The organism is Streptomyces ziwulingensis (genome assembly GCF_039542605.1).
Taxonomy (GTDB): domain Bacteria; phylum Actinomycetota; class Actinomycetes; order Streptomycetales; family Streptomycetaceae; genus Streptomyces; species Streptomyces ziwulingensis.
In genome coordinates this window covers 1-17,260 of the sequence record NZ_BAABIG010000002.1, presented here as the reverse complement: position 1 = coordinate 17,260, position 17,260 = coordinate 1, and the positions used below count along the sequence as shown (strand labels likewise).

Sequence of the window (17,260 nt, the reverse complement as noted above, 5' to 3'; positions counted from 1 at the left end):
CCCCGGCCACCGTACAACTGGTGTGTTACTTCGACGGCTGCCGCAGTCCCTGGGCCTGCTGGCGCTCGACGGCCGCCTTGACCAGCCCGGCGAAGAGCGGGTGCGGACGGGTCGGGCGCGAGCGCAGCTCCGGGTGGGCCTGGGTGGCGACCAGGTACGGGTGGATCTCGCGCGGGTACTCCACGTACTCGACGAGCTTGCCGTCCGGGGAGGTGCCCGAGAAGACGATGCCGGTCTTCTTCTCCAGTTCCGCGCGGTAGGCGTTGTTGACCTCGTAGCGGTGGCGGTGGCGCTCCTCGACGTACTCCTTGCCGTCGTAGACCTCGCGCACGATCGAGCCCTCGGCCAGTTTCGCCGGGTACATGCCGAGCCGCATGGTGCCGCCCATGTCGCCCTCGCCGGCCACGATGTCGAGCTGCTCGGCCATGGTGGAGATGACCGGGTGGCCGGTGGCCGGGTCGAACTCGGTGGAGTTGGCGTCCGCGATCCCGGCCAGGTTGCGCGCGGCCTCGACGACGATGCACTGCAGGCCCAGACAGAGGCCGAGCAGCGGGATGCCGTGCTCGCGGGCGTACTGGATGGCGCCGACCTTGCCGAGCACGCCGCGGTCGCCGAAGCCGCCGGGGATGCAGATGGCGTCGACGTCGGCGAGCTGCGCCTCGGCGCCGGCCGGGGTCTTGCAGTCGTCCGAGGTGACCCACTTGATCTTGACGCGGGCCTTGTTGGCGAAGCCGCCGGCGCGCAGCGCCTCGGTCACCGACAGATAGGCGTCGGGCAGGTCGATGTACTTGCCGACCAGCGCCATGACGATCTCGTGGTCGGGGTTGTGGACGCGGTCGAGCAGGTCGTCCCAGGTCGTCCAGTCCACGTCGCGGAAGGGCAGGTCCAGCTTGCGGACGACGTAGGCGTCCAGGCCCTCGGTGTGCACGACCTTCGGAATGTCGTAGATCGAACGCGCGTCCGGGCAGGCGACGACGGCGGCCTCGTCGACGTCGCACATCAGCGAGATCTTCCGCTTGATGGCGGTGGGGACCTCGCGGTCGCAGCGCAGCACGATGGCGTCCGGCTGGATACCGATGTTGCGCAGGGCGGCGACGCTGTGCTGGGTCGGCTTGGTCTTCAGCTCGCCCGAGGGGCCGATGTACGGCAGGAGCGAGATGTGCACGACGAAGACGTTGTCCCGGCCGACCTCGTGGCGCACCTGGCGGACGGTCTCCAGGAACGGCAGCGACTCGATGTCGCCGACCGTGCCGCCGACCTCGGTGATCACGACGTCGACCTCGTCCGTCGCCATGCGGCGGATGCGGTGCTTGATCTCGTTGGTGATGTGCGGGATGACCTGGACGGTGTCGCCCAGGTACTCGCCGCGGCGCTCCTTGGCGATCACCGTGTTGTAGACCTGACCGGTGGTGACGTTGGCGGAACCGTCGAGGTCGCGGTCGAGGAAGCGCTCGTAGTGGCCGATGTCCAGGTCGGTCTCGGCGCCGTCGTTGGTGACGAACACCTCGCCGTGCTGGAACGGGTTCATCGTGCCAGGGTCGACATTGAGGTAGGGGTCGAGCTTCTGCATCACGACCCGCAGGCCCCGCGCCTTCAGCAGCATGCCGAGGCTGGAGGCGGTCAGTCCCTTGCCGAGAGAGGAGGCGACACCCCCGGTGACGAAGATGTGCTTGGTCGTCGAGGCGTTGGATCGGAATACGGCGGGCGGCATGGCCAAGAGGGGGCTCCCGTGGTCGCGGTCTGGGGTGCGGTGCGGCTGCCGACCGGAGACTTCCGGGGTGCCGTCGCTGCGGTTCGGGGGTTTCGTGCCCTCCGGTCCACGGGCTACCAGCGTAACAGCGCCGGAGAGTGCCGGCTTCCGGCCACGCTCCGCGCACGGGCGGACACGGCCGCGCCCGCCCCGCCGGTCCGCGCCCGGCGCTCACCCCTTCGGCGCAGCCGGGTTCCCCGGAGACGCGCACAGATCATCTGCGTGCGTCGTATCCTGCTCGGACGCTCACTGCCGAGCCCGGCCCGCGACACGGCACCACCCCGCGCCCGTACGCACCGGAAGAGGACAGCTCACCTGCTGGTCGAGCGACAATTGACGTTCTACGTCACAGCGTTTGGCTTACGGGCCGGACGACTGCTTTGCTTCATCACTCAACGACGCATCACCCCCTTGACCGCAACAGCGACAGCCCCCTGTGGGGTGCCGTGGCCGTTCGACTGGAGTTCCACGTGGCCGGGCGAATCGAAGATTACGCACTCATCGGAGACATGCAGACCGCCGCGCTGGTCTGCCGGGACGGCACAGTGGACTGGCTGTGCCTGCCCCGCTTCGACTCGCACGCCATCTTCGCCGGACTGCTGGGCACCGAGGAGCACGGGTTCTGGCGGCTCGGTCCGGCGCACGCGGCCGGCGCCCAGCCCCCCTCGGCGGCCCGGCGGACCTACCGCGGCGACTCGCTGATCCTGGAGTCCGAGTGGGACACCCCGCGCGGCACGGTCCGGGTGACCGACTTCATGCCGCCGCGCGACGGCGCGCCGCAGCTCATCCGGATCGTGGAGGGCGTCTCGGGCCGGGTGCCGATGCGCTCGGAGCTGCGGATGCGGTTCAGCTACGGCCGGGTGGTGCCGTGGGTCCACAAGCACGAGGGCCGCACGGTCGCCGTCGCGGGCCCGGACTCCGTGTGGTTCGACACAGCGGCGGACACCTACGGCAAGGACCTGACCACCTACGCGGACTTCACCATCGCGCCGGGTGACCGGATGGCGTTCACCATCTCCTGGGAGCCCTCGCACAAGCAGCCGCCGCCGCTGCCCGAGCCGGAGCAGTCGCTGGAGGCCACCGAGGACTTCTGGCGCGACTGGGTCGAGAACTGTACGTACCACGGCCCCTACCGCGAGGCCGTGGTCCGCTCCCTGATCACGCTGAAGGCGCTGACGTACGCCCCCACCGGCGGGATCGTCGCCGCGCCCACCACCTCCCTGCCGGAGGAGATCGGCGGCGTCCGCAACTGGGACTACCGCTACACCTGGCTGCGCGACGCGGCGATCACCCTCTCCTCGCTGCTGCGCACCGGCTACCGCGAGGAGGCCCGCGCCTGGCGCGAGTGGCTGCTGCGCGCGGTGGCCGGCGACCCCGAGAACCTCCAGATCATGTACGGCATCGCGGGCGAGCGCGAGCTGGGCGAGGCCGAGCTGGACTGGCTGCCCGGTTACGAGGGCTCCGGCCCGGTCCGGGTCGGCAACGGCGCCGCCCACCAGCTCCAGCTCGACGTGTACGGCGAGGTCACCGAGGCCCTTCACCTGGCCCACATGACGGGCCTGGCCCGCAACGACTACGCCTCCGTGCTTCAGCTCAAGCTGATCCGGTACCTGGAGGACCACTGGAACGAGCCGGACGAGGGCATCTGGGAGGTGCGCGGCCCGCGCCGCCACTTCGTGCACTCCAAGGTGATGGCCTGGGTCGCGGTGGACCGCACCATCAAGCTCATCGAGTCCGGTGACGCCGACGGCCCGCTGGAGCGCTGGAAGGAACTGCGCGACGACATCCACCGGGACGTCTGCGAGAAGGGTTACGACCGGGAGCGCAACACCTTCACGCAGTCCTACGGCTCCCGGGAGCTGGACGCCTCCCTGCTGCTGATCCCGCAGATGGGCTTCCTGCCGCCGGACGACAAGCGGGTCATCGGCACCATCGAGGCCATCCAGCGGGAGCTGTCCACCTCGGACGGGTTCATCCTGCGCTACCCGACCGACGGCGAGGACGCGGGCGTCGACGGCCTCCCCGGCGACGAGGGCGCCTTCCTGGCCTGCTCGTTCTGGATGGCCGACGACCTGGCGATGATCGGCCGCGTGGACGAGGCCCGCAAGCTCTTCGAGAAGCTGCTCTCGCTCCGCAACGACCTCGGTCTGCTGGCGGAGGAGTGGGACCCCCGCCTCCAGCGCCAGGTCGGCAACTTCCCGCAGGCGTTCAGCCACGTCCCCCTGATCGACACCGCCCTGCGGCTGACGGCGTCGGGGGCGTACGGGGGCTGAACCCCCTCGGAGCCGGCCTCCCCGGGGCGCGAGCGCGCCGAGTGTGCGCTCCGCCGCCGGGATCGCCGTCGGTGGCGGGGACCAGGGCGGGCTCGCCCGGCGCGCAGTCCGCGGACCTGTTCCGGTGGGACGACGTCGAGCAGCATGCGGCCGGCGTGCGCGGCGGCCGCGCCGACCGCCGGCTGGCGCCGTCCCTACCCGGCGGGCACGGCACCAACCCGGACGGGTAGCGTCCGCGCATGGAAAGCGGCACGGGCAGGGGCAGGGGTACGGACGGCGGCTCGGACCGGGGTACGGACGCCGGGGACGACAGCCGGGGTGGCGGGATCACCGTGCGGCGGGCGCTGGAGCTGCCCGGGCTGCGCGGCGGCCTGCCCGAGGTGGTCGCGGGCGCCGACCTGTTGCGGCGGACCGTGCGCTGGGTGCACGCGGCCGAGGTGCCCGACATCGCCTCGCTGCTCAAGGGCGGCGAACTGCTGCTGACCACCGGGGTCGGCCTCGGGACCCGCCCCGCCGACCAGCGCGCCTTCGTCCGCACCCTCGCCGAGCGCGGGATCGCCGCCCTCGTCGTGGAGCTGGGCCCGCGCTTCGACCGGCTGCCCGCCGCCCTCGTCGACACCGCCCGCGCCACCGGGCTGCCGCTGGTCCAGCTCCACCGCGAGGTGCCGTTCGTGACGGTCACCGAGGAGATCCACACCGAGATCGTCAACGGCCACTACGCGCTGCTCCGGCGGGCCGAGGAGGTGCACCGGCGCTGCACCGAGGCGCTGCTGGACGGCGGCGGGATACCCCGGGCGCTCGCCGTTCTGGCCGACTTCGGTGACAACCCGGTCTTCCTGGAGACGGCCGACGGCCGGCTCCTCTACGCCGCCGGGGCGGGGTGCGCGGGCGCCGACCCGCTCCAGGTCTGGGAGGGGCTGCGCGGCCGCCACCGGGACACGCCGCCGCCCGCGGGCTCGGTCGTGGTGGACGTCCCCGGTGGCGGTCCCGGCACCGGTTCGGCGCGCGCCCGTCTGGTGCAGTTGCCCGTACGGTCCCCGCTGGCGCCGGTGCACCGGATCGCGGCGGAGCGCACGGCGGGCGTGCTGGCCGTGGTGCTGATGCAGGCCCGGCAGGAGGAGGAGCTGGTGGCGCGCGGCCGCGGCGACTTCCTCACCGACCTCGCCGAGGGCCGGATCACCGCGGCGAACGCCCCGGCGCAGGCCCGGGTGCTGGGTTTCCGGCCCGGCGACGGGCCGCTGCTGCCCGTGGTGATGCGGCTGGGCGGCGCGCTGTCCCCCGCGGGCGGCGGCTGGGCGGTGCTGGCCCGCGCGGTCGCCGAGGAGCTGGCCTCGCTCGGTGTGCCGGTCCTGCTGGGCGTACGGCCGGTCGAGGGCCGGGTGCCGCTGCTGCTGGGGCTGCGTACGGCGGCCGAGCGGCCGGCGGTCGCGGACCGGGTCGCGGCGGCGCTGCGGGCGGGCGTGGAGCGGTCCGGGACGCCGCGTCCCGGGGCGCAGCCACCGGTGGTGGTCGTGGGGCCGGCCGGCGGCTGGGCGGCCGCGCCGGCCGGGCTCGGCCACGCCGCGGAGACGGCGACCGCGGCGCTGGGCCTGCCGGACCGCCCCTGGTACGACGCCCGCCACCTCGACATCGACCTGCTGCTGTGGCGGCTGCGCGACCATCCGGACCTGGCGGCCTTCGTGGACCGGGCGATCGGCCCGGTGCGCGACCACGACGACCGGTCCCGGCCCTCGCTGCTGCCGACCCTGGAGACCTATCTGGCGCACGCGGGCCGCAAGGCGGAGACCGCGCGTGAGCTGCACCTCAACCGCCAGACGCTGTACAACCGGCTGGCCCGGATCGGGGAGCTGCTCGGCACGGACCTCGACGACCCGCAGACCGTACTGACCCTGAGCCTGGCCCTGCGCGCCCGCCGGCACGCGAGCTGACCGGGAGCCTACGACGGCCCCCGGCGACCGGCCCTGCCACAGACCCGGCCCCGGACCCGGACCCGGACGGAAGCGGACCCGGACGGAAGGGGCCCGGACCCGGACGGAAGCGGAACTGGACCCGGAAGCGGAACCGAAACCGGCCCTAGACCAGCGGCCCCGGTTGCGTCAGCTCGTCGTAGACGCTCAGGATCTGGGCGACGGTCTCGTCCTCGGTCGGCCAGGTGGCCGCCTGCCGCACGCCCCGCTCCCGCAGCAGCTCGCGCCGCCCGGGGTCGTCGAGCAGCCGGACGACAGCGTCGGCGAACGCCTCCGCGTCACCGGCCGGAACCAGTTCGGCGGCGTCGCCGACGAGTTCGGGCAGCGAGCCGGCCTCGACCGCGACGAGCGGCACGCGCGCGAGCAGGGCCTCCTGGGCCAGGACCTGGCCCGCCTGGTGGCGGCCGGGCAGCAGCGCGAGATCGGCCGCGGCGAGCAGTTCGGCGACGTCGTCGCGGCGGCCGATGAGCGCCACGGGCAGCCGCTCGTCCTCGATCCGCCGCTGCAGCCAGGGGCGCAGCGACCCCTCCCCGGCGACGACGACCAGGGGCACCGGGTCGAGATCCCGCCAGACCCGCGCGGCGTCGAACAGCACGTCGTACCCGCGGTGGCGTTCCAGGGAGCCGACCGCGATCAGCAACGGGCGTCCGGTGGAACCGAGTTCGGCCCGGATCTTGGGGCGCAGCCGGTCGGGGTCCTCCGCTTCGGCGGGCGGGCGCCGGCCGGGCAGCGCGACAGCGGCGAGCCGGGCGTCGCGGGCGCCGGTCCGCCGTGCCCGGTCGACCAGCTCGGAGGTGGCGCCGAGCACCACGGTGGCGGCCCTCGTCACCCGGCGCTCCAGCATCCGCAGCAGTTGGGCGCGCGGGCCGTCCACGCGGGCGCGGTCGTGCCAGGTGACGACGAGCGGGGTGCGCACCCGGCGGCCGGCCAGGGCGAGCACCGCACGGAAGGAGGCGTGCAGTCCGTGGGCGTGGACCAGGTCGGCGTCGGCGCAGGCCGCCCGCAGTCCGGCGACCGAGACGGGGTCGCTGCTGCGCGGCACGTGGACGTGTTCGGCGCCGGCCCCGGTGAAGTCGTAGCGGTGCTCGGCCTCGTCGGGGGCGCACACCGTGACCCGCACGCCCCGTGCGACCAGCCCCGCGGTCAGGGAGCGGACGTGCCCGCTGCTGCCGGCGCTGCCGCCGCCCAGCACCTGCACGGTGCGCAGCGGTGACTGGCCGTGCGGTGCGTGGCTGCTCACGGGGGTCACGTGGCCGGGGCTCCTGGTTCTGCGGCGGGCGCTCACGAAGAAAGTACAGAGGGGTGGAGCGGAGGAGGTGCGCGGCGCGGTCCCTCCGTGCCTGCTGCGTCAAGGATGCCAGCACGCACGGGTGTTCCGGGAACGGCTCAGGTCACGAGGGCCCCGGCGGGAGGCAACGCGACGCCGTCAGTCACCCGAACGAGTGACCGCGCCCGACCTCCTCCAGGTCCCCGGGCCACCTGGGAGACGCGGGTCCCCCGAGCCACCGGACACCTGGCCCCCAGCCCCCGCCGCCTACAGCTCCGCCCGTGCCGTGGCCAGCAGTTCCTCGGCGTGCGCCCGCGCGGTCTCCGAGTCCTCCTGGCCCGCGAGCATCCGGGACAGCTCGCGGACCCGTTCCTCGCCCTCCAGCGCCTTCACCCCGGACCGGGTCACCGATCCGTCGTGGGTCTTCTCCACCAGCAACTGCCGGTCGGCGAAGGCGGCCACCTGCGGAAGGTGGGTGACGACCACGACCTGCGCGCTCCTGGCGAGCTTCGCGAGGCGCCGGCCGATCTCGACCGCCGCCTTGCCGCCGACCCCGGCGTCGACCTCGTCGAAGAGATATGTCGGCACGGGGTCGGTGCCCGCGAACACGACCTCGACGGCGAGCATCACTCGGGACAGCTCACCACCGGAGGCGCCCTTGGCGATGGGCCGGGGCGGTGTGCCCGGGTGCGGGGCGAGCAGCAGCTCGACCTCGTCCGCGCCGGACGGCCCGTAGGCGACCGGACGCCCGCCGACCTCGACACCCTCGGGGTCCTCGGTCTGCCGGATCGAGAACGACACCCGCGCGTGCGGCATGGCGAGGGAAGCCAGCTCTGCGGTGACGGCGGCGGCGAACCGCTCCGCCGCCTCCGCGCGCGCGTCGGTCAACGCCTGCGCCAGCCCGCTCAGCTCGGCCCGCAGCGCGTCCCGTTCGGCGGTCAGCTCGCCGATCCGCTCGTCGTCGCCGTCCAGTTCGGTCAGCCGCGCGACGCTCTGTTCGGACCAGGCCAGCACCGCGGCGACGTCGGCGCCGTACTTCCGGGTGAGTCCGTTGATCGCGGCCCGCCGTTCCTCCACGGCCGCCAGCCGCAGCGGGTCGGCGTCGAGGTCGTCGGCGTACCCGGCCAGCTCACCGGCGACGTCCCGCAGCAGGATGCCGACCTCGCCGATGCGGTCGGCGAGCGAGGCGAGCGCCGGGTCGTGCGACCGTACGGCGTCCAGGGCACGCTGGGAGCCCGCCACGAGCGTCGCCGCGTCGACCCCTTCCGGGTCCTCCGGGTCGCCCGCGAGGGCGGCGTGCGCGGCTGTCGCGGCGGACGCCAGCGCCTCGGCGTGCCCGAGCCGCTCCGCCTCCTCCGCGAGTTCCACGTCCTCGCCGGCGCGCGGTTCCACGCCCGCGATCTCGTCCAGTCCGAAGCGCAGCAGATCGGCTTCCTGGGCGCGCTCACGCGCACGCGTGGTGATCTCCTCCAGCTCACCGGCGACGGCCCGCAGTCTGCGGTAGGCCCCGCCGTACTTGGCGAGCGGTCCCGCGACCGCGTCCCCGGCGTACCGGTCGAGCGCCTGCCGCTGCCGGGCCTGCTTGAGCAGCCCCTGCTGGTCGGTCTGCCCGTGCACGGCCACGAGTTCGTCGGCGAGTTCGGCGAGCACCCCGACAGGCACCGACCGGCCGCCCAGATGCGCCCGGGAGCGCCCCTCGGCGGAGACGGTACGGCTGATCAGCAGCGCCCCGTCGTCCAGCTCGGCCCCGGCCTCCTCGGCCCGCAGCGCGACCTTGGCGTCCGGGGGGACGGTGACCCGCCCCTCCACCACCGCGTGTCTGGCCCCGATCCGCACCAGCGCCGGGTCCGCCCGCCCACCGAGCAGCAGGCCCAGGCTGGTGACCACCATGGTCTTGCCCGCACCCGTCTCGCCGGTGACCGCGGTGAACCCGGGCGACAGCTCGACGACGGCATCGTCGATCACGCCGAGCGACTGTATCCGCATCTCCTCCAACACGGACCCGACCTTACGAGGTCGGGACCGGTCGGCGCACACGGGCCGTCGATGTGGCCCCGGCGAGCACCCGCCGCCGAGGCACGCGGGGCGGTGCCGTCGGCGGCCGGCCCAGTGGCCGCGACCAGCCACGACACCCTCCTTGCCGGCCCATGAGGCCGACGAGGGACGGACGAGTCCGACGAAGTTTGGACCACCCCGTCGACGGAGCTAGTTCGGTGCCCCCCGCCACCCGGCCACCGGCAGCGCGAACTTCGCCACCAGCCGGTCCGTGAACGAAGCGTGATGCAGCCGGGCGAGCCGTACCGGCACCGCGCCCTTGCGCACCTCCACCCGCGCCCCGGCCGGCAATTCCACCGTCCGCCGCCCGTCGCACCACAGCACCCCCGGCGGGATGTGCGGCAGCACCTCCACCGCGAGCACCGAGTCGGGCGAGGTCACCAGGGGTTTGGCGAACAGCGCGTGCGCGCTGATCGGCACCATCAGCAGCGCCTCCACCTCCGGCCACACCACCGGCCCGCCGGCCGAGAAGGCGTACGCCGTCGACCCGGTCGGCGTCGACAGGACGATCCCGTCGCAGCCGAACCCGGTCACCGGCCGCCCGTCGATCTCCAGCACCACTTCGAGCAGTTTCTCCGCGCCGGCCTTCTGCACGGCCGCCTCGTTCAGCGCCCAGTCGGTGTGCACGATGTCGCCGTTGCGGTGCACGACGACGTCGACGGTCATCCGCTCCTCGACGTCGTAGGCCCGGTTCACCACCCGGTCGACGACCTTGTCCAGGTCGTCCCGCTCGGCCTCGGCGAGGAAGCCGACCCGGCCGAGGTTGACACCGAGCATCGGCACCCCGGAGGCGCGGGCGAACTCGGCGCCGCGCAGCAGCGTCCCGTCACCGCCCAGGACGATGAGCAGTTCGCACCCGTCGAGGCACTGCGGGGTGGCCTCCCGGACCAGCTCCACCTCGTCGGGCAGCGGCAGGTCGCAGGCCTCGGCCTCCATCACCCGCACCCCGATCCCGGAGTGGAGCAACCCCCTGACCACCAGTTCGGCGCTGCGCACGGCCGCGGGCCGCCCGGTGTGGGCCAGCAGGAAAACAGTACGCGCTCGGTTCTCTGTCATCGCGGCCCCTCCGCCACTGCACGATCGACGTCGGCCGGGTCCAGTGCGTCGGCTCCGGCCCGCAGCCACAGAAAGTACTCGACGTTGCCGGACGGACCGGGCAGCGGACTGGCGGTGACGCCCTTCACCCCGAGCCCCAGCTCCCACGCCTTGCGCGCGACTCCCCGGACCGCCTCCGCCCGCAGCTCGGGGCTGCGCACGACACCGCCGCTGCCGAGCCGCTCGCGGCCCACCTCGAACTGCGGCTTGACCATCATCACCAGGTCGGCGTCCGGCCCCGTGCACCGCGCCAGGGCGGGCAGGACGAGGCCGAGCGGGATGAAGGACAGGTCCCCCACGACAAGATCCACCGGCTTCCCGTCGATCGCCTCGACCGTCAACTCGCGTACGTTGGTACGGTCCTTGACGGTGACGCGTTCATCGCTCCGCAGCGACCAGGCGAGCTGCCCGTAGCCCACGTCGACGGCGACGACGTGCGCGGCCCCCGACCGCAGCAGTACGTCGGTGAAGCCGCCCGTCGAGGCTCCGGCGTCCAGCGCCCGCCGTCCCTGGACGGCCAGGCCCTGCGGCACGAAGGCCGCGAGGGCGCCCGCGAGCTTGTGCCCGCCCCGGGAGACGTATTCGGGATCGCCGTCGTCCTGCGCGACGACGACGGCCGCCGCGGTCTCCACCTGGGTGGCGGGCTTGGTCGCGACCGTCTTGTCGACGGTGACCCGCCCGGCGGCGATCAACTGGCTGGCGTGCTCACGCGAGCGCGCGAGCTTGCGCCGGACCAGCTCCGCGTCGAGACGGCGGCGTGCGACTCCTGCCACGTTCGGTTCAGCTCCTGCGGTCGTACGAAGGCGGGGGCGCCGGAGGTCCCGGGCGGGCGTCGAGCGCGGTGAGCGCGTCGCGCAGCCCCCGGTGCACATCCTCGTACACCTGGAGGTGTCCGTCCGTGGGCAGGTGGTCGGCGTCGGCCAGCCGCTCCAGCAGGGCGTCCGTCCCGGGGTCGCCGGTGGGGGTCCGGGGGACGCCCAGCGGGGCGGGCGCGGCGGGGTCAGGCTCGGCCGGGTCCGGTCCGGCGAGGCCCTGTTCCGCGGGGTCCTGTTCCGCGAGGTCCTGTTCCGCGGGGTCTCGCTCGGGCCCGTCCTGCTCCGCCGGGGGCGGCTCCTTCGGGGAGTGCCGCTCCGGGCTCACGTCGCTCATGCCCCGACGCTACCCCGATCCGCTGCGGTACGGTCGGTCGCGATGGCCACGACCGAGGAGTGCCGCGCCGCACTCGAGAAGCTCTCCGACAGCCTGCGGGGCACCGAGGGGGACGTCCGGGCCGCCGCCGCCCTGGACCGCTCGGTGAGCTGCCACATCACCGACCTGGACGTCACCTTCGCGGGCCGCCTGACGGACGGCCGGATCGAGGTGCGCGAGACCCTTCAGGGGCCGCCGCGCGAACGGGCCCAGATCCGACTGGCCATGTCCGGGGACGACCTGGTGGCCCTGGTCGACGGCGAACTGCACTTCGCCAAGGCGTGGGGTTCCGGCCGCGTGAAGCTGGAGGCGGGCCTGCGCGACCTGTTCCGCCTCAGAAAGCTTCTGTGACTCCGTCTCCGTAAACCTCTGGGAGCCCCTGCAACCCCCGGGAGCCCCTGCTCTCGCTCCGCCTCAGGAAGCCTCTGTGGCCGCCGCCGGTTCGGCGACCGCCACGCGTGCGCGCGCCTTGCGCGCGGCCGGCACCACCAGCGGCGTCCCCGTCTCCGGGTCGTCGATGACCTGGCAGCGCATGCCGAAGACCTCCTCGACCAGCGTGGCCGTGACGATGTCCTTCGGCGCGCCCTGGGCGACGACCCGGCCCTCGCGCAGGGCGATGAGGTGGGTGGCGTAGCGGGCGGCGTGGTTCAGGTCGTGCAGTACGGCGACGAGCGTGCGGCCCTGCTCCTCGTGGAGTTCGGCGCACAGGTCGAGGACGTCGATCTGGTGCTGGATGTCGAGGTACGTCGTCGGCTCGTCGAGCAGCAGCAGCGGGGTCTGCTGGGCGAGCGCCATGGCGATCCAGACGCGCTGGCGCTGTCCGCCGGAGAGTTCGTCGACGTAACGGTCGGCCAGTTCGGCCACGCCGGTCCGGGCCATCGACTCCTGGACGACCCGCTCGTCCTGGGTGGACCACTGGCGCAGCAGTCCCTGGTGCGGGTAGCGGCCCCGGCCGACGAGGTCGCCGACGGTGATGCCGTCGGGCGCGATCGAGGACTGCGGCAGCAGGCCCAGGGTGCGGGCGACCTGCTTGGCGGGCATCGACTGGATGACCTGGCCGTCGAGGAGCACCCGGCCCGCGCTGGGCTTCAGCATCCGGGACAGGGCGCGCAGCAGCGTCGACTTGCCGCAGGCGTTGGGGCCGACGATCACCGTGAAGGAGTGGTCGGGTATCTCCACCGACAACTCCTCGGCGATGACGCGCTGGTCGTAGGCGAGGGTGACGTCCTCGGCGGACAGACGGTTCACGATGCTCCTTTGATTGATCGGCCCGCCGGCGGTCCCGGCGCCGGTGCTCATATCCGGCCCGTCCTGCGTTCGGTGACCAGCAGCACCAGGCGTACCCGTTCGACGCGGACCCCGAGGGCGTACGAGACGCCGTCGCCCCTCTCCATCAGGCGCAGCCCCCGAGGCCGAGCACGTCCGGACTGCCCAGCGGATTGCGGGAGACGGCCTGGAACAGCGCGACGCAGACCAGGAGCGCCACCGAGACGTGGAGCCCGAGGGCGCGTGCCGCCCGGCGGCTCGGGGGCACGGAGACGATCTCCGCGCGCTGTTCGGGAGGGCTGTCGACCAACACCCGGTTAGGTTAGCCTAAGTCGCCTGACCACCCGCCGGGGCGTGCGGTCCCCCGCCCCGGAGGACAGTCCCCCGCGACGGGAACCGATTCCCCGCGACGCGAACCGATCCCCCCGCCACCCGGACTGATCTCCCGGCCACCCGAACCGGTCCCCCGGCCACTCCACCCGGTCTCAGAGGCCGAGCCGGGCCAGCGCCTTGGACCCGTCCAGCTCGCTGCCACGCTCGCCGCCCGCCGTCCAGGCCGCCGCGCACAGCGCCCGCAGCCCGTCGAGCGGCTCGCCGTCACCGTCCAGTTCCAGCCGCTCCGCACCGGCTGTCGCCGTCCACCCCCCGCAGCGGAACCCCTCGCCGTCCTCGGTGACCTCGGGCTGCCCGGTGAGCATTCCCCGCAGGTCTCGGTCGACGTAGGTCGGCCGGTGCTGCGGCGGCGCGGCGAGCAACTGCGCCCCGTCGGTGACCCCGGTCAGGACGAGCAGCGAGTCGACCTCGCCGTGGAACGCGCCCTCGATGTCGGTGTCCAGCCGGTCCCCGACCACCAGGGGCCGCTCGGCGCCGGTGCGCAGGATCGTCTCCCGGTGCATGGGAGGCAGCGGCTTGCCGGCCACGCGCGGTTCGGCGCCGGTGGCGATCCGCACCACCTCCACCGCCGCCCCGTTGCCCGGCGCGATGCCCCGCGCGCCCGGGATCGTCAGGTCGGTGTTGGACGCGAACCACGGCACCCCCCGGGCGATGGCGTAGCAGGCCTCGGCGAACCGTCCCCAGGGCAGGTCGGGCCCGCCGAACCCCTGTACGACCGCCACCGGTTCGTCGTCCGCCGACTCCACCGGTTCGAGACCGCGCTCGCGCAGCGCCACCCGCAGTCCGTCACCGCCGATCACCAGTACCCGCGCCCCCTCGGGCACCTCATCGGCGATCAGCCGCGCGACCGCCTGCGCGGAGGTGATGACATCGTCCGCCGCGGCCGGCACCCCCAGCTCGGTGAGGTGCTCGGCGACCGCGTCCGGGGTGCGCAGCGCGTTGTTGGTGACGTAAGCCAGGTGCATGCCGCCCGTGCGCGCGGTGGCGAGCGAGTCGACCGCGTGCGCGATCGCGTCACCCCCCGCGTACACCACGCCGTCCAGGTCGAGCAGCGCCGTGTCGTACGCCTCGCTCAGGGCCCGCTCACTGCCCTCGGGCTTCGTCCTGACGCTCCGGCTCATTGCGCATCGCTCCTCGTTCGACGTCATTTCCCCCGATCATCCCCCATGCCACCGACAGACGTACGATGCCCGGATGGACACCGCAGGTCACTCGGAAGCAGCAGCGCACCGGGACCTGGAACTCACCCCGTTCCGAGGTCTCCGTTACGACCCCGACCGGGTCGGCAGCCTGGCCGCCGTGACATCCCCGCCCTACGACGTCGTGGTCCGCCCCGACGGTCTGCTCCACCTCGAATCCGCCGACCCCCACAACATCGTCCGTCTGATCCTCCCGCAGGCCGCCACCCCCGAGGCCCGCAACGCACAGGCCGCCCGCACCCTGCGCCGCTGGCGCGCCGAGGGCGTCCTGACCGCCGACCCGCGGCCGGGCCTGTACGTCTACGAACAGCGCGACGGCGAGGGCCTGCTGCAGCGCGGCATCATCGGTGCCCTGCGCGTGACGGACCCCGAGGAGGGGGCCGTCCTGCCGCACGAGGACGTCATGCCGCATGTGGTCGCCGACCGCGCGGCCCTGATGCGCGCCACCTCGGCCAACCTCGAACCCCTGCTGCTGACCTACCTCGGTGACGACGGGACGGCGACGACGACCGCCGTGGTCGAGGACGCGGCCACCCGCTCGCCCCTGCTCTCGACGACCACCGAGGACGGCTTCTGCCACCGCCTGTGGTCGGTGACCGACCCCGGCGACCTGGCCCGCGTCCGGTCCGAGCTGGCCGGGCGGCAGGCGCTCATCGCGGACGGCCATCACCGCTGGGCGACCTACCGCCGGCTGCGCGCGGAGCACCCCTCCCCCAGCCCCTGGGACCACGGTCTCGTCCTCCTCGTCGACACGGCCCGGTACCCGCTGCGCGTGCGCGCCATCCACCGCCTGCTGGAGGACCTGCCGATCGGCGACGCCCTGACCGCTCTGAAGGGCCAGTTCCGCGTCCGCCGCCTCGACGTGCCGCTGCCCGAGGCCGTGGACGCCCTCGCGGAGGCGGCACGCGCGGGGAACGCCTTCCTGCTGGCCGGTGACGGCTCCTTCCACCTGGTCGACCGGCCGGACGCCGGCCTGCTGGCCCGCACGGTCCCCGCCGACCGCCCCGAGGCCTGGCGCACCCTGGACGCGACCGTCCTGCACGCCACCCTCCTCGCCCATGTCTGGCACATCCCCGACGACTCCGCGGCCCACGTCTCCTACATCCACGACACGGCGGCCACCGTCGAGAAGGCGGAACGCGACGGCGGTACGGCGGTCCTGCTGCACCCGGTCCGCGAGGAGGTCGTCCGCGACCTGGCCCGCCAGGGCGTCACGATGCCCCGCAAGTCCACCTCGTTCGGCCCGAAGCCGGCGTCCGGCCTGGTCCTGCGCGCCCTGGACCTCTGACGCGGACCCGGACGCACGAAGGGGCGGGGCCGCCTGGCCCCGCCCCTTGTCACTCACCCGTCGCCGGGATCAGTCCTCGTCACGCTCCCGCGCCGAGTCCTCCACGCCCTGCTCGCCCTTCGCTCCGCGCTCCTCCTGCTCGTCGCGTCCGACCTGCTCGGCCGACTGGGCCGGCTGGTCCCGCTCGTCCTGCTCGTCCTCGTTGAGGGCGTCCAGGAACTCCACCCCGTCCAGCTCCGCCAGCCGGTCGGAGGCGTCGGTGCTGCTGTCCCGGTCGGACTCGACGGCCTTGGCGAACCACTCCCGTGCCTCACCGGTGCGCCCGGCCGCCAGCAGCGCGTCGGCGTAGGCGTACCGCAGCCGCGCGGTCCACGGCTGTACGGAGCTGGAGGCCAGCTCGGGGCTCTGCAGCGTCACGATCGCCGCGTCGAGCTGGTCCATGTCACGCCGGGCACCCGCGGCCACGAGCCGCATCTCGACCTGTCCGGCCTTGTCGAGCTTGTGCACCTCGGGGGCACCGGCCATGTCCAGTGCCTTCTCCGGCCGGCCGAGCCCGCGCTCGCAGTCGGCCATCACCGGCCACAGGTCCACGTTGCCGGTCATCCGCCGCGCGGCCCGGAACTCGGCGAGCGCCTCGCTGTACTTCTGGTTGGCGTACGCCGCGAATCCGCCCGCCTCGCGTACGGCGGCGACCCGCGACGCCAGCCGCAGCGCGATCTTCGAGTAGGCGTAGGCGCCCTCGGGGTCCTCGTCGATCAGGCGGGCGACCATCACCAGGTTCTTGGCGACGTCCTCCGCGAGCGTCTTCGGCAGGCTCTGCAGCTCCTGCCGTACGTCCTTGTCGATCTCCTCGCCCGTGATGTCCTCGTCGATCGGCAGCCGCTTGATCGGCTCCCGGTCCCGCTCCCGCTCGTCACGGAAACGCCCGCCGCCGGCCCGGTCGTCCCGCCCATGGAACCCTCCGGGACGCCCGCCCCGGTCGTCCCTGCGAGGACCCTGTCCACCCCGGTCGTCCCGCCCGCGGAACCCACCGCGATCACCACGATCCCGGCTGTCGTCCCGCCGGAACCCACCACGATCACCACGGTCGTCGCGGCGGTCGTCACGCCGGTCGTCACGCCGGAAGGGAGGACGCTCACCACGGTCGTCGCGGCGGTCGTCACGCCGATCATCCCGCCGGAACGGGGGACGCTCACCACGGTCGTCACGCCGGAAGGGAGGACGCTCGCCCCGGTCGTCGCGCCGATCGTCCCGCCGGTCATCACGGCGGAACGAAGGCCGGTCATCACGGCGGTCATCACGTCGGTCGTCACGTCGGTCGTCGCGACGGAACGAAGGCCGGTCGTCGCGCCGGTCATCACGGCGGAAGGAGGGGCGGTCGTCACGTCGGTCGTCGCGGCGGAAAGCGGGACGCTCGCCACGGTCGTCCCGGCGATCATCACGACGGTCGTCCCGCCGGTCATCGCGCCGGAACGAAGGCCGGTCGTCACGTCGGTCGTCGCGGCGGAAAGCGGGACGC

The 17,260-nt window shown here is 73.7% G+C and carries 15 protein-coding genes and 1 pseudogene; 6 read left to right on the top strand and 10 right to left on the bottom strand.

The features are described 5' to 3' along the window. Positions 1 to 25: 25 nt before the first annotated feature. A complete protein-coding gene (pyrG, locus tag ABEB00_RS00665) occupies positions 26 to 1,711 on the bottom strand; it encodes a CTP synthase (RefSeq protein ID WP_345616735.1) in 1,686 nt (561 codons plus the stop codon). Positions 1,712 to 2,220: 509 nt separating this feature from the next. Between pyrG and ABEB00_RS00660 the strand changes: the two genes are divergently transcribed. From ABEB00_RS00660 to ABEB00_RS00650, 3 genes are all read left to right on the top strand, one after another. Next, entirely contained in the window at positions 2,221 to 4,023 is a 1,803-nt protein-coding gene (locus ABEB00_RS00660) for a glycoside hydrolase family 15 protein (protein ID WP_345616733.1), read from the top strand. Between the two features lie 71 nt (positions 4,024 to 4,094). Further along, entirely contained in the window at positions 4,095 to 4,253 is a 159-nt protein-coding gene (locus ABEB00_RS00655; protein ID WP_345616731.1) for a hypothetical protein, read from the top strand. A 9-nt stretch (positions 4,254 to 4,262) separates the two neighbouring features. Beyond that, positions 4,263 to 5,951: a PucR family transcriptional regulator gene (locus ABEB00_RS00650; RefSeq protein ID WP_345616730.1), complete on the top strand. Its 1,689-nt coding sequence runs from the start codon at positions 4,263 to 4,265 to the stop codon at positions 5,949 to 5,951. A gap of 145 nt (positions 5,952 to 6,096) precedes the next feature. Here the strand turns inward: ABEB00_RS00650 and ABEB00_RS00645 are convergent, their stop codons facing one another. From ABEB00_RS00645 to ABEB00_RS00625, 5 genes are all read right to left on the bottom strand, one after another. After that, positions 6,097 to 7,239: a glycosyltransferase family 4 protein gene (locus ABEB00_RS00645; protein ID WP_345616729.1), complete on the bottom strand. Its 1,143-nt coding sequence runs from the start codon at positions 7,237 to 7,239 to the stop codon at positions 6,097 to 6,099. A 285-nt stretch (positions 7,240 to 7,524) separates the two neighbouring features. Further along, entirely contained in the window at positions 7,525 to 9,243 is a 1,719-nt protein-coding gene (gene recN, locus ABEB00_RS00640; RefSeq protein WP_345616837.1) for a DNA repair protein RecN, read from the bottom strand. A gap of 219 nt (positions 9,244 to 9,462) precedes the next feature. After that, positions 9,463 to 10,368, bottom strand: a complete 906-nt coding sequence (locus ABEB00_RS00635) for an NAD kinase (RefSeq protein WP_345616728.1) — start codon at positions 10,366 to 10,368, stop codon at positions 9,463 to 9,465. Continuing rightward, entirely contained in the window at positions 10,365 to 11,180 is an 816-nt protein-coding gene (locus ABEB00_RS00630) for a TlyA family RNA methyltransferase (protein WP_345616727.1), read from the bottom strand. The genes ABEB00_RS00635 and ABEB00_RS00630 overlap by 4 nt, the downstream gene beginning before the upstream one ends. 7 nt (positions 11,181 to 11,187) lie before the next feature. Continuing rightward, complete coding sequence (locus tag ABEB00_RS00625) at positions 11,188 to 11,556, bottom strand: hypothetical protein (protein ID WP_345616726.1); 369 nt, start codon at positions 11,554 to 11,556, stop codon at positions 11,188 to 11,190. A gap of 42 nt (positions 11,557 to 11,598) precedes the next feature. Between ABEB00_RS00625 and ABEB00_RS00620 the strand changes: the two genes are divergently transcribed. After that, entirely contained in the window at positions 11,599 to 11,946 is a 348-nt protein-coding gene (locus ABEB00_RS00620; protein ID WP_345616725.1) for an SCP2 sterol-binding domain-containing protein, read from the top strand. Positions 11,947 to 12,009: 63 nt separating this feature from the next. Here the strand turns inward: ABEB00_RS00620 and ABEB00_RS00615 are convergent, their stop codons facing one another. The 3 genes from ABEB00_RS00615 to ABEB00_RS00605 form a co-directional block, all read right to left on the bottom strand. After that, on the bottom strand, positions 12,010 to 12,894 hold the full coding sequence (locus tag ABEB00_RS00615) for an ABC transporter ATP-binding protein (protein WP_345616724.1): 885 nt from the start codon (positions 12,892 to 12,894) through the stop codon (positions 12,010 to 12,012). Positions 12,895 to 12,988: 94 nt separating this feature from the next. Further along, a complete protein-coding gene (locus ABEB00_RS00610) occupies positions 12,989 to 13,174 on the bottom strand; it encodes a hypothetical protein (RefSeq protein ID WP_345616843.1) in 186 nt (61 codons plus the stop codon). Positions 13,175 to 13,346: 172 nt separating this feature from the next. Next, positions 13,347 to 14,375 (bottom strand): HAD hydrolase-like protein, encoded by a 1,029-nt coding sequence (locus ABEB00_RS00605; protein ID WP_345616723.1) that lies wholly within the window; start codon positions 14,373 to 14,375, stop codon positions 13,347 to 13,349. Between the two features lie 73 nt (positions 14,376 to 14,448). On the opposite strand from ABEB00_RS00605, the gene ABEB00_RS00600 reads away from it, so the two are divergent. Next, complete coding sequence (locus ABEB00_RS00600; protein ID WP_345616722.1) at positions 14,449 to 15,741, top strand: DUF1015 domain-containing protein; 1,293 nt, start codon at positions 14,449 to 14,451, stop codon at positions 15,739 to 15,741. 69 nt (positions 15,742 to 15,810) lie between these two features. On the opposite strand, the gene ABEB00_RS00595 is transcribed toward ABEB00_RS00600, so the two are convergent. Next, a complete protein-coding gene (locus ABEB00_RS00595) occupies positions 15,811 to 16,620 on the bottom strand; it encodes a hypothetical protein (RefSeq protein WP_345616836.1) in 810 nt (269 codons plus the stop codon). Positions 16,621 to 16,692: 72 nt separating this feature from the next. Between ABEB00_RS00595 and ABEB00_RS00590 the strand changes: the two are divergent. Next, a pseudogene (locus tag ABEB00_RS00590) lies at positions 16,693 to 17,260 on the top strand (hypothetical protein); the annotation flags it as partial.

Coding starts and splice junctions, on each gene's coding strand:
- recN (WP_345616837.1), bottom strand. CDS start 9,243: ATGCGGATACAGTCGCTCGGCGTGATCGACGATGCCGTCGTCGAGCTG.
- ABEB00_RS00615 (WP_345616724.1), bottom strand. CDS start 12,894: ATGAGCACCGGCGCCGGGACCGCCGGCGGGCCGATCAATCAAAGGAGC.
- ABEB00_RS00635 (WP_345616728.1), bottom strand. CDS start 10,368: ATGACAGAGAACCGAGCGCGTACTGTTTTCCTGCTGGCCCACACCGGG.
- ABEB00_RS00600 (WP_345616722.1), top strand. CDS start 14,449: ATGGACACCGCAGGTCACTCGGAAGCAGCAGCGCACCGGGACCTGGAA.
- ABEB00_RS00625 (WP_345616726.1), bottom strand. CDS start 11,556: ATGAGCGACGTGAGCCCGGAGCGGCACTCCCCGAAGGAGCCGCCCCCG.
- pyrG (WP_345616735.1), bottom strand. CDS start 1,711: ATGCCGCCCGCCGTATTCCGATCCAACGCCTCGACGACCAAGCACATC.
- ABEB00_RS00620 (WP_345616725.1), top strand. CDS start 11,599: ATGGCCACGACCGAGGAGTGCCGCGCCGCACTCGAGAAGCTCTCCGAC.
- ABEB00_RS00650 (WP_345616730.1), top strand. CDS start 4,263: ATGGAAAGCGGCACGGGCAGGGGCAGGGGTACGGACGGCGGCTCGGAC.
- ABEB00_RS00605 (WP_345616723.1), bottom strand. CDS start 14,375: ATGAGCCGGAGCGTCAGGACGAAGCCCGAGGGCAGTGAGCGGGCCCTG.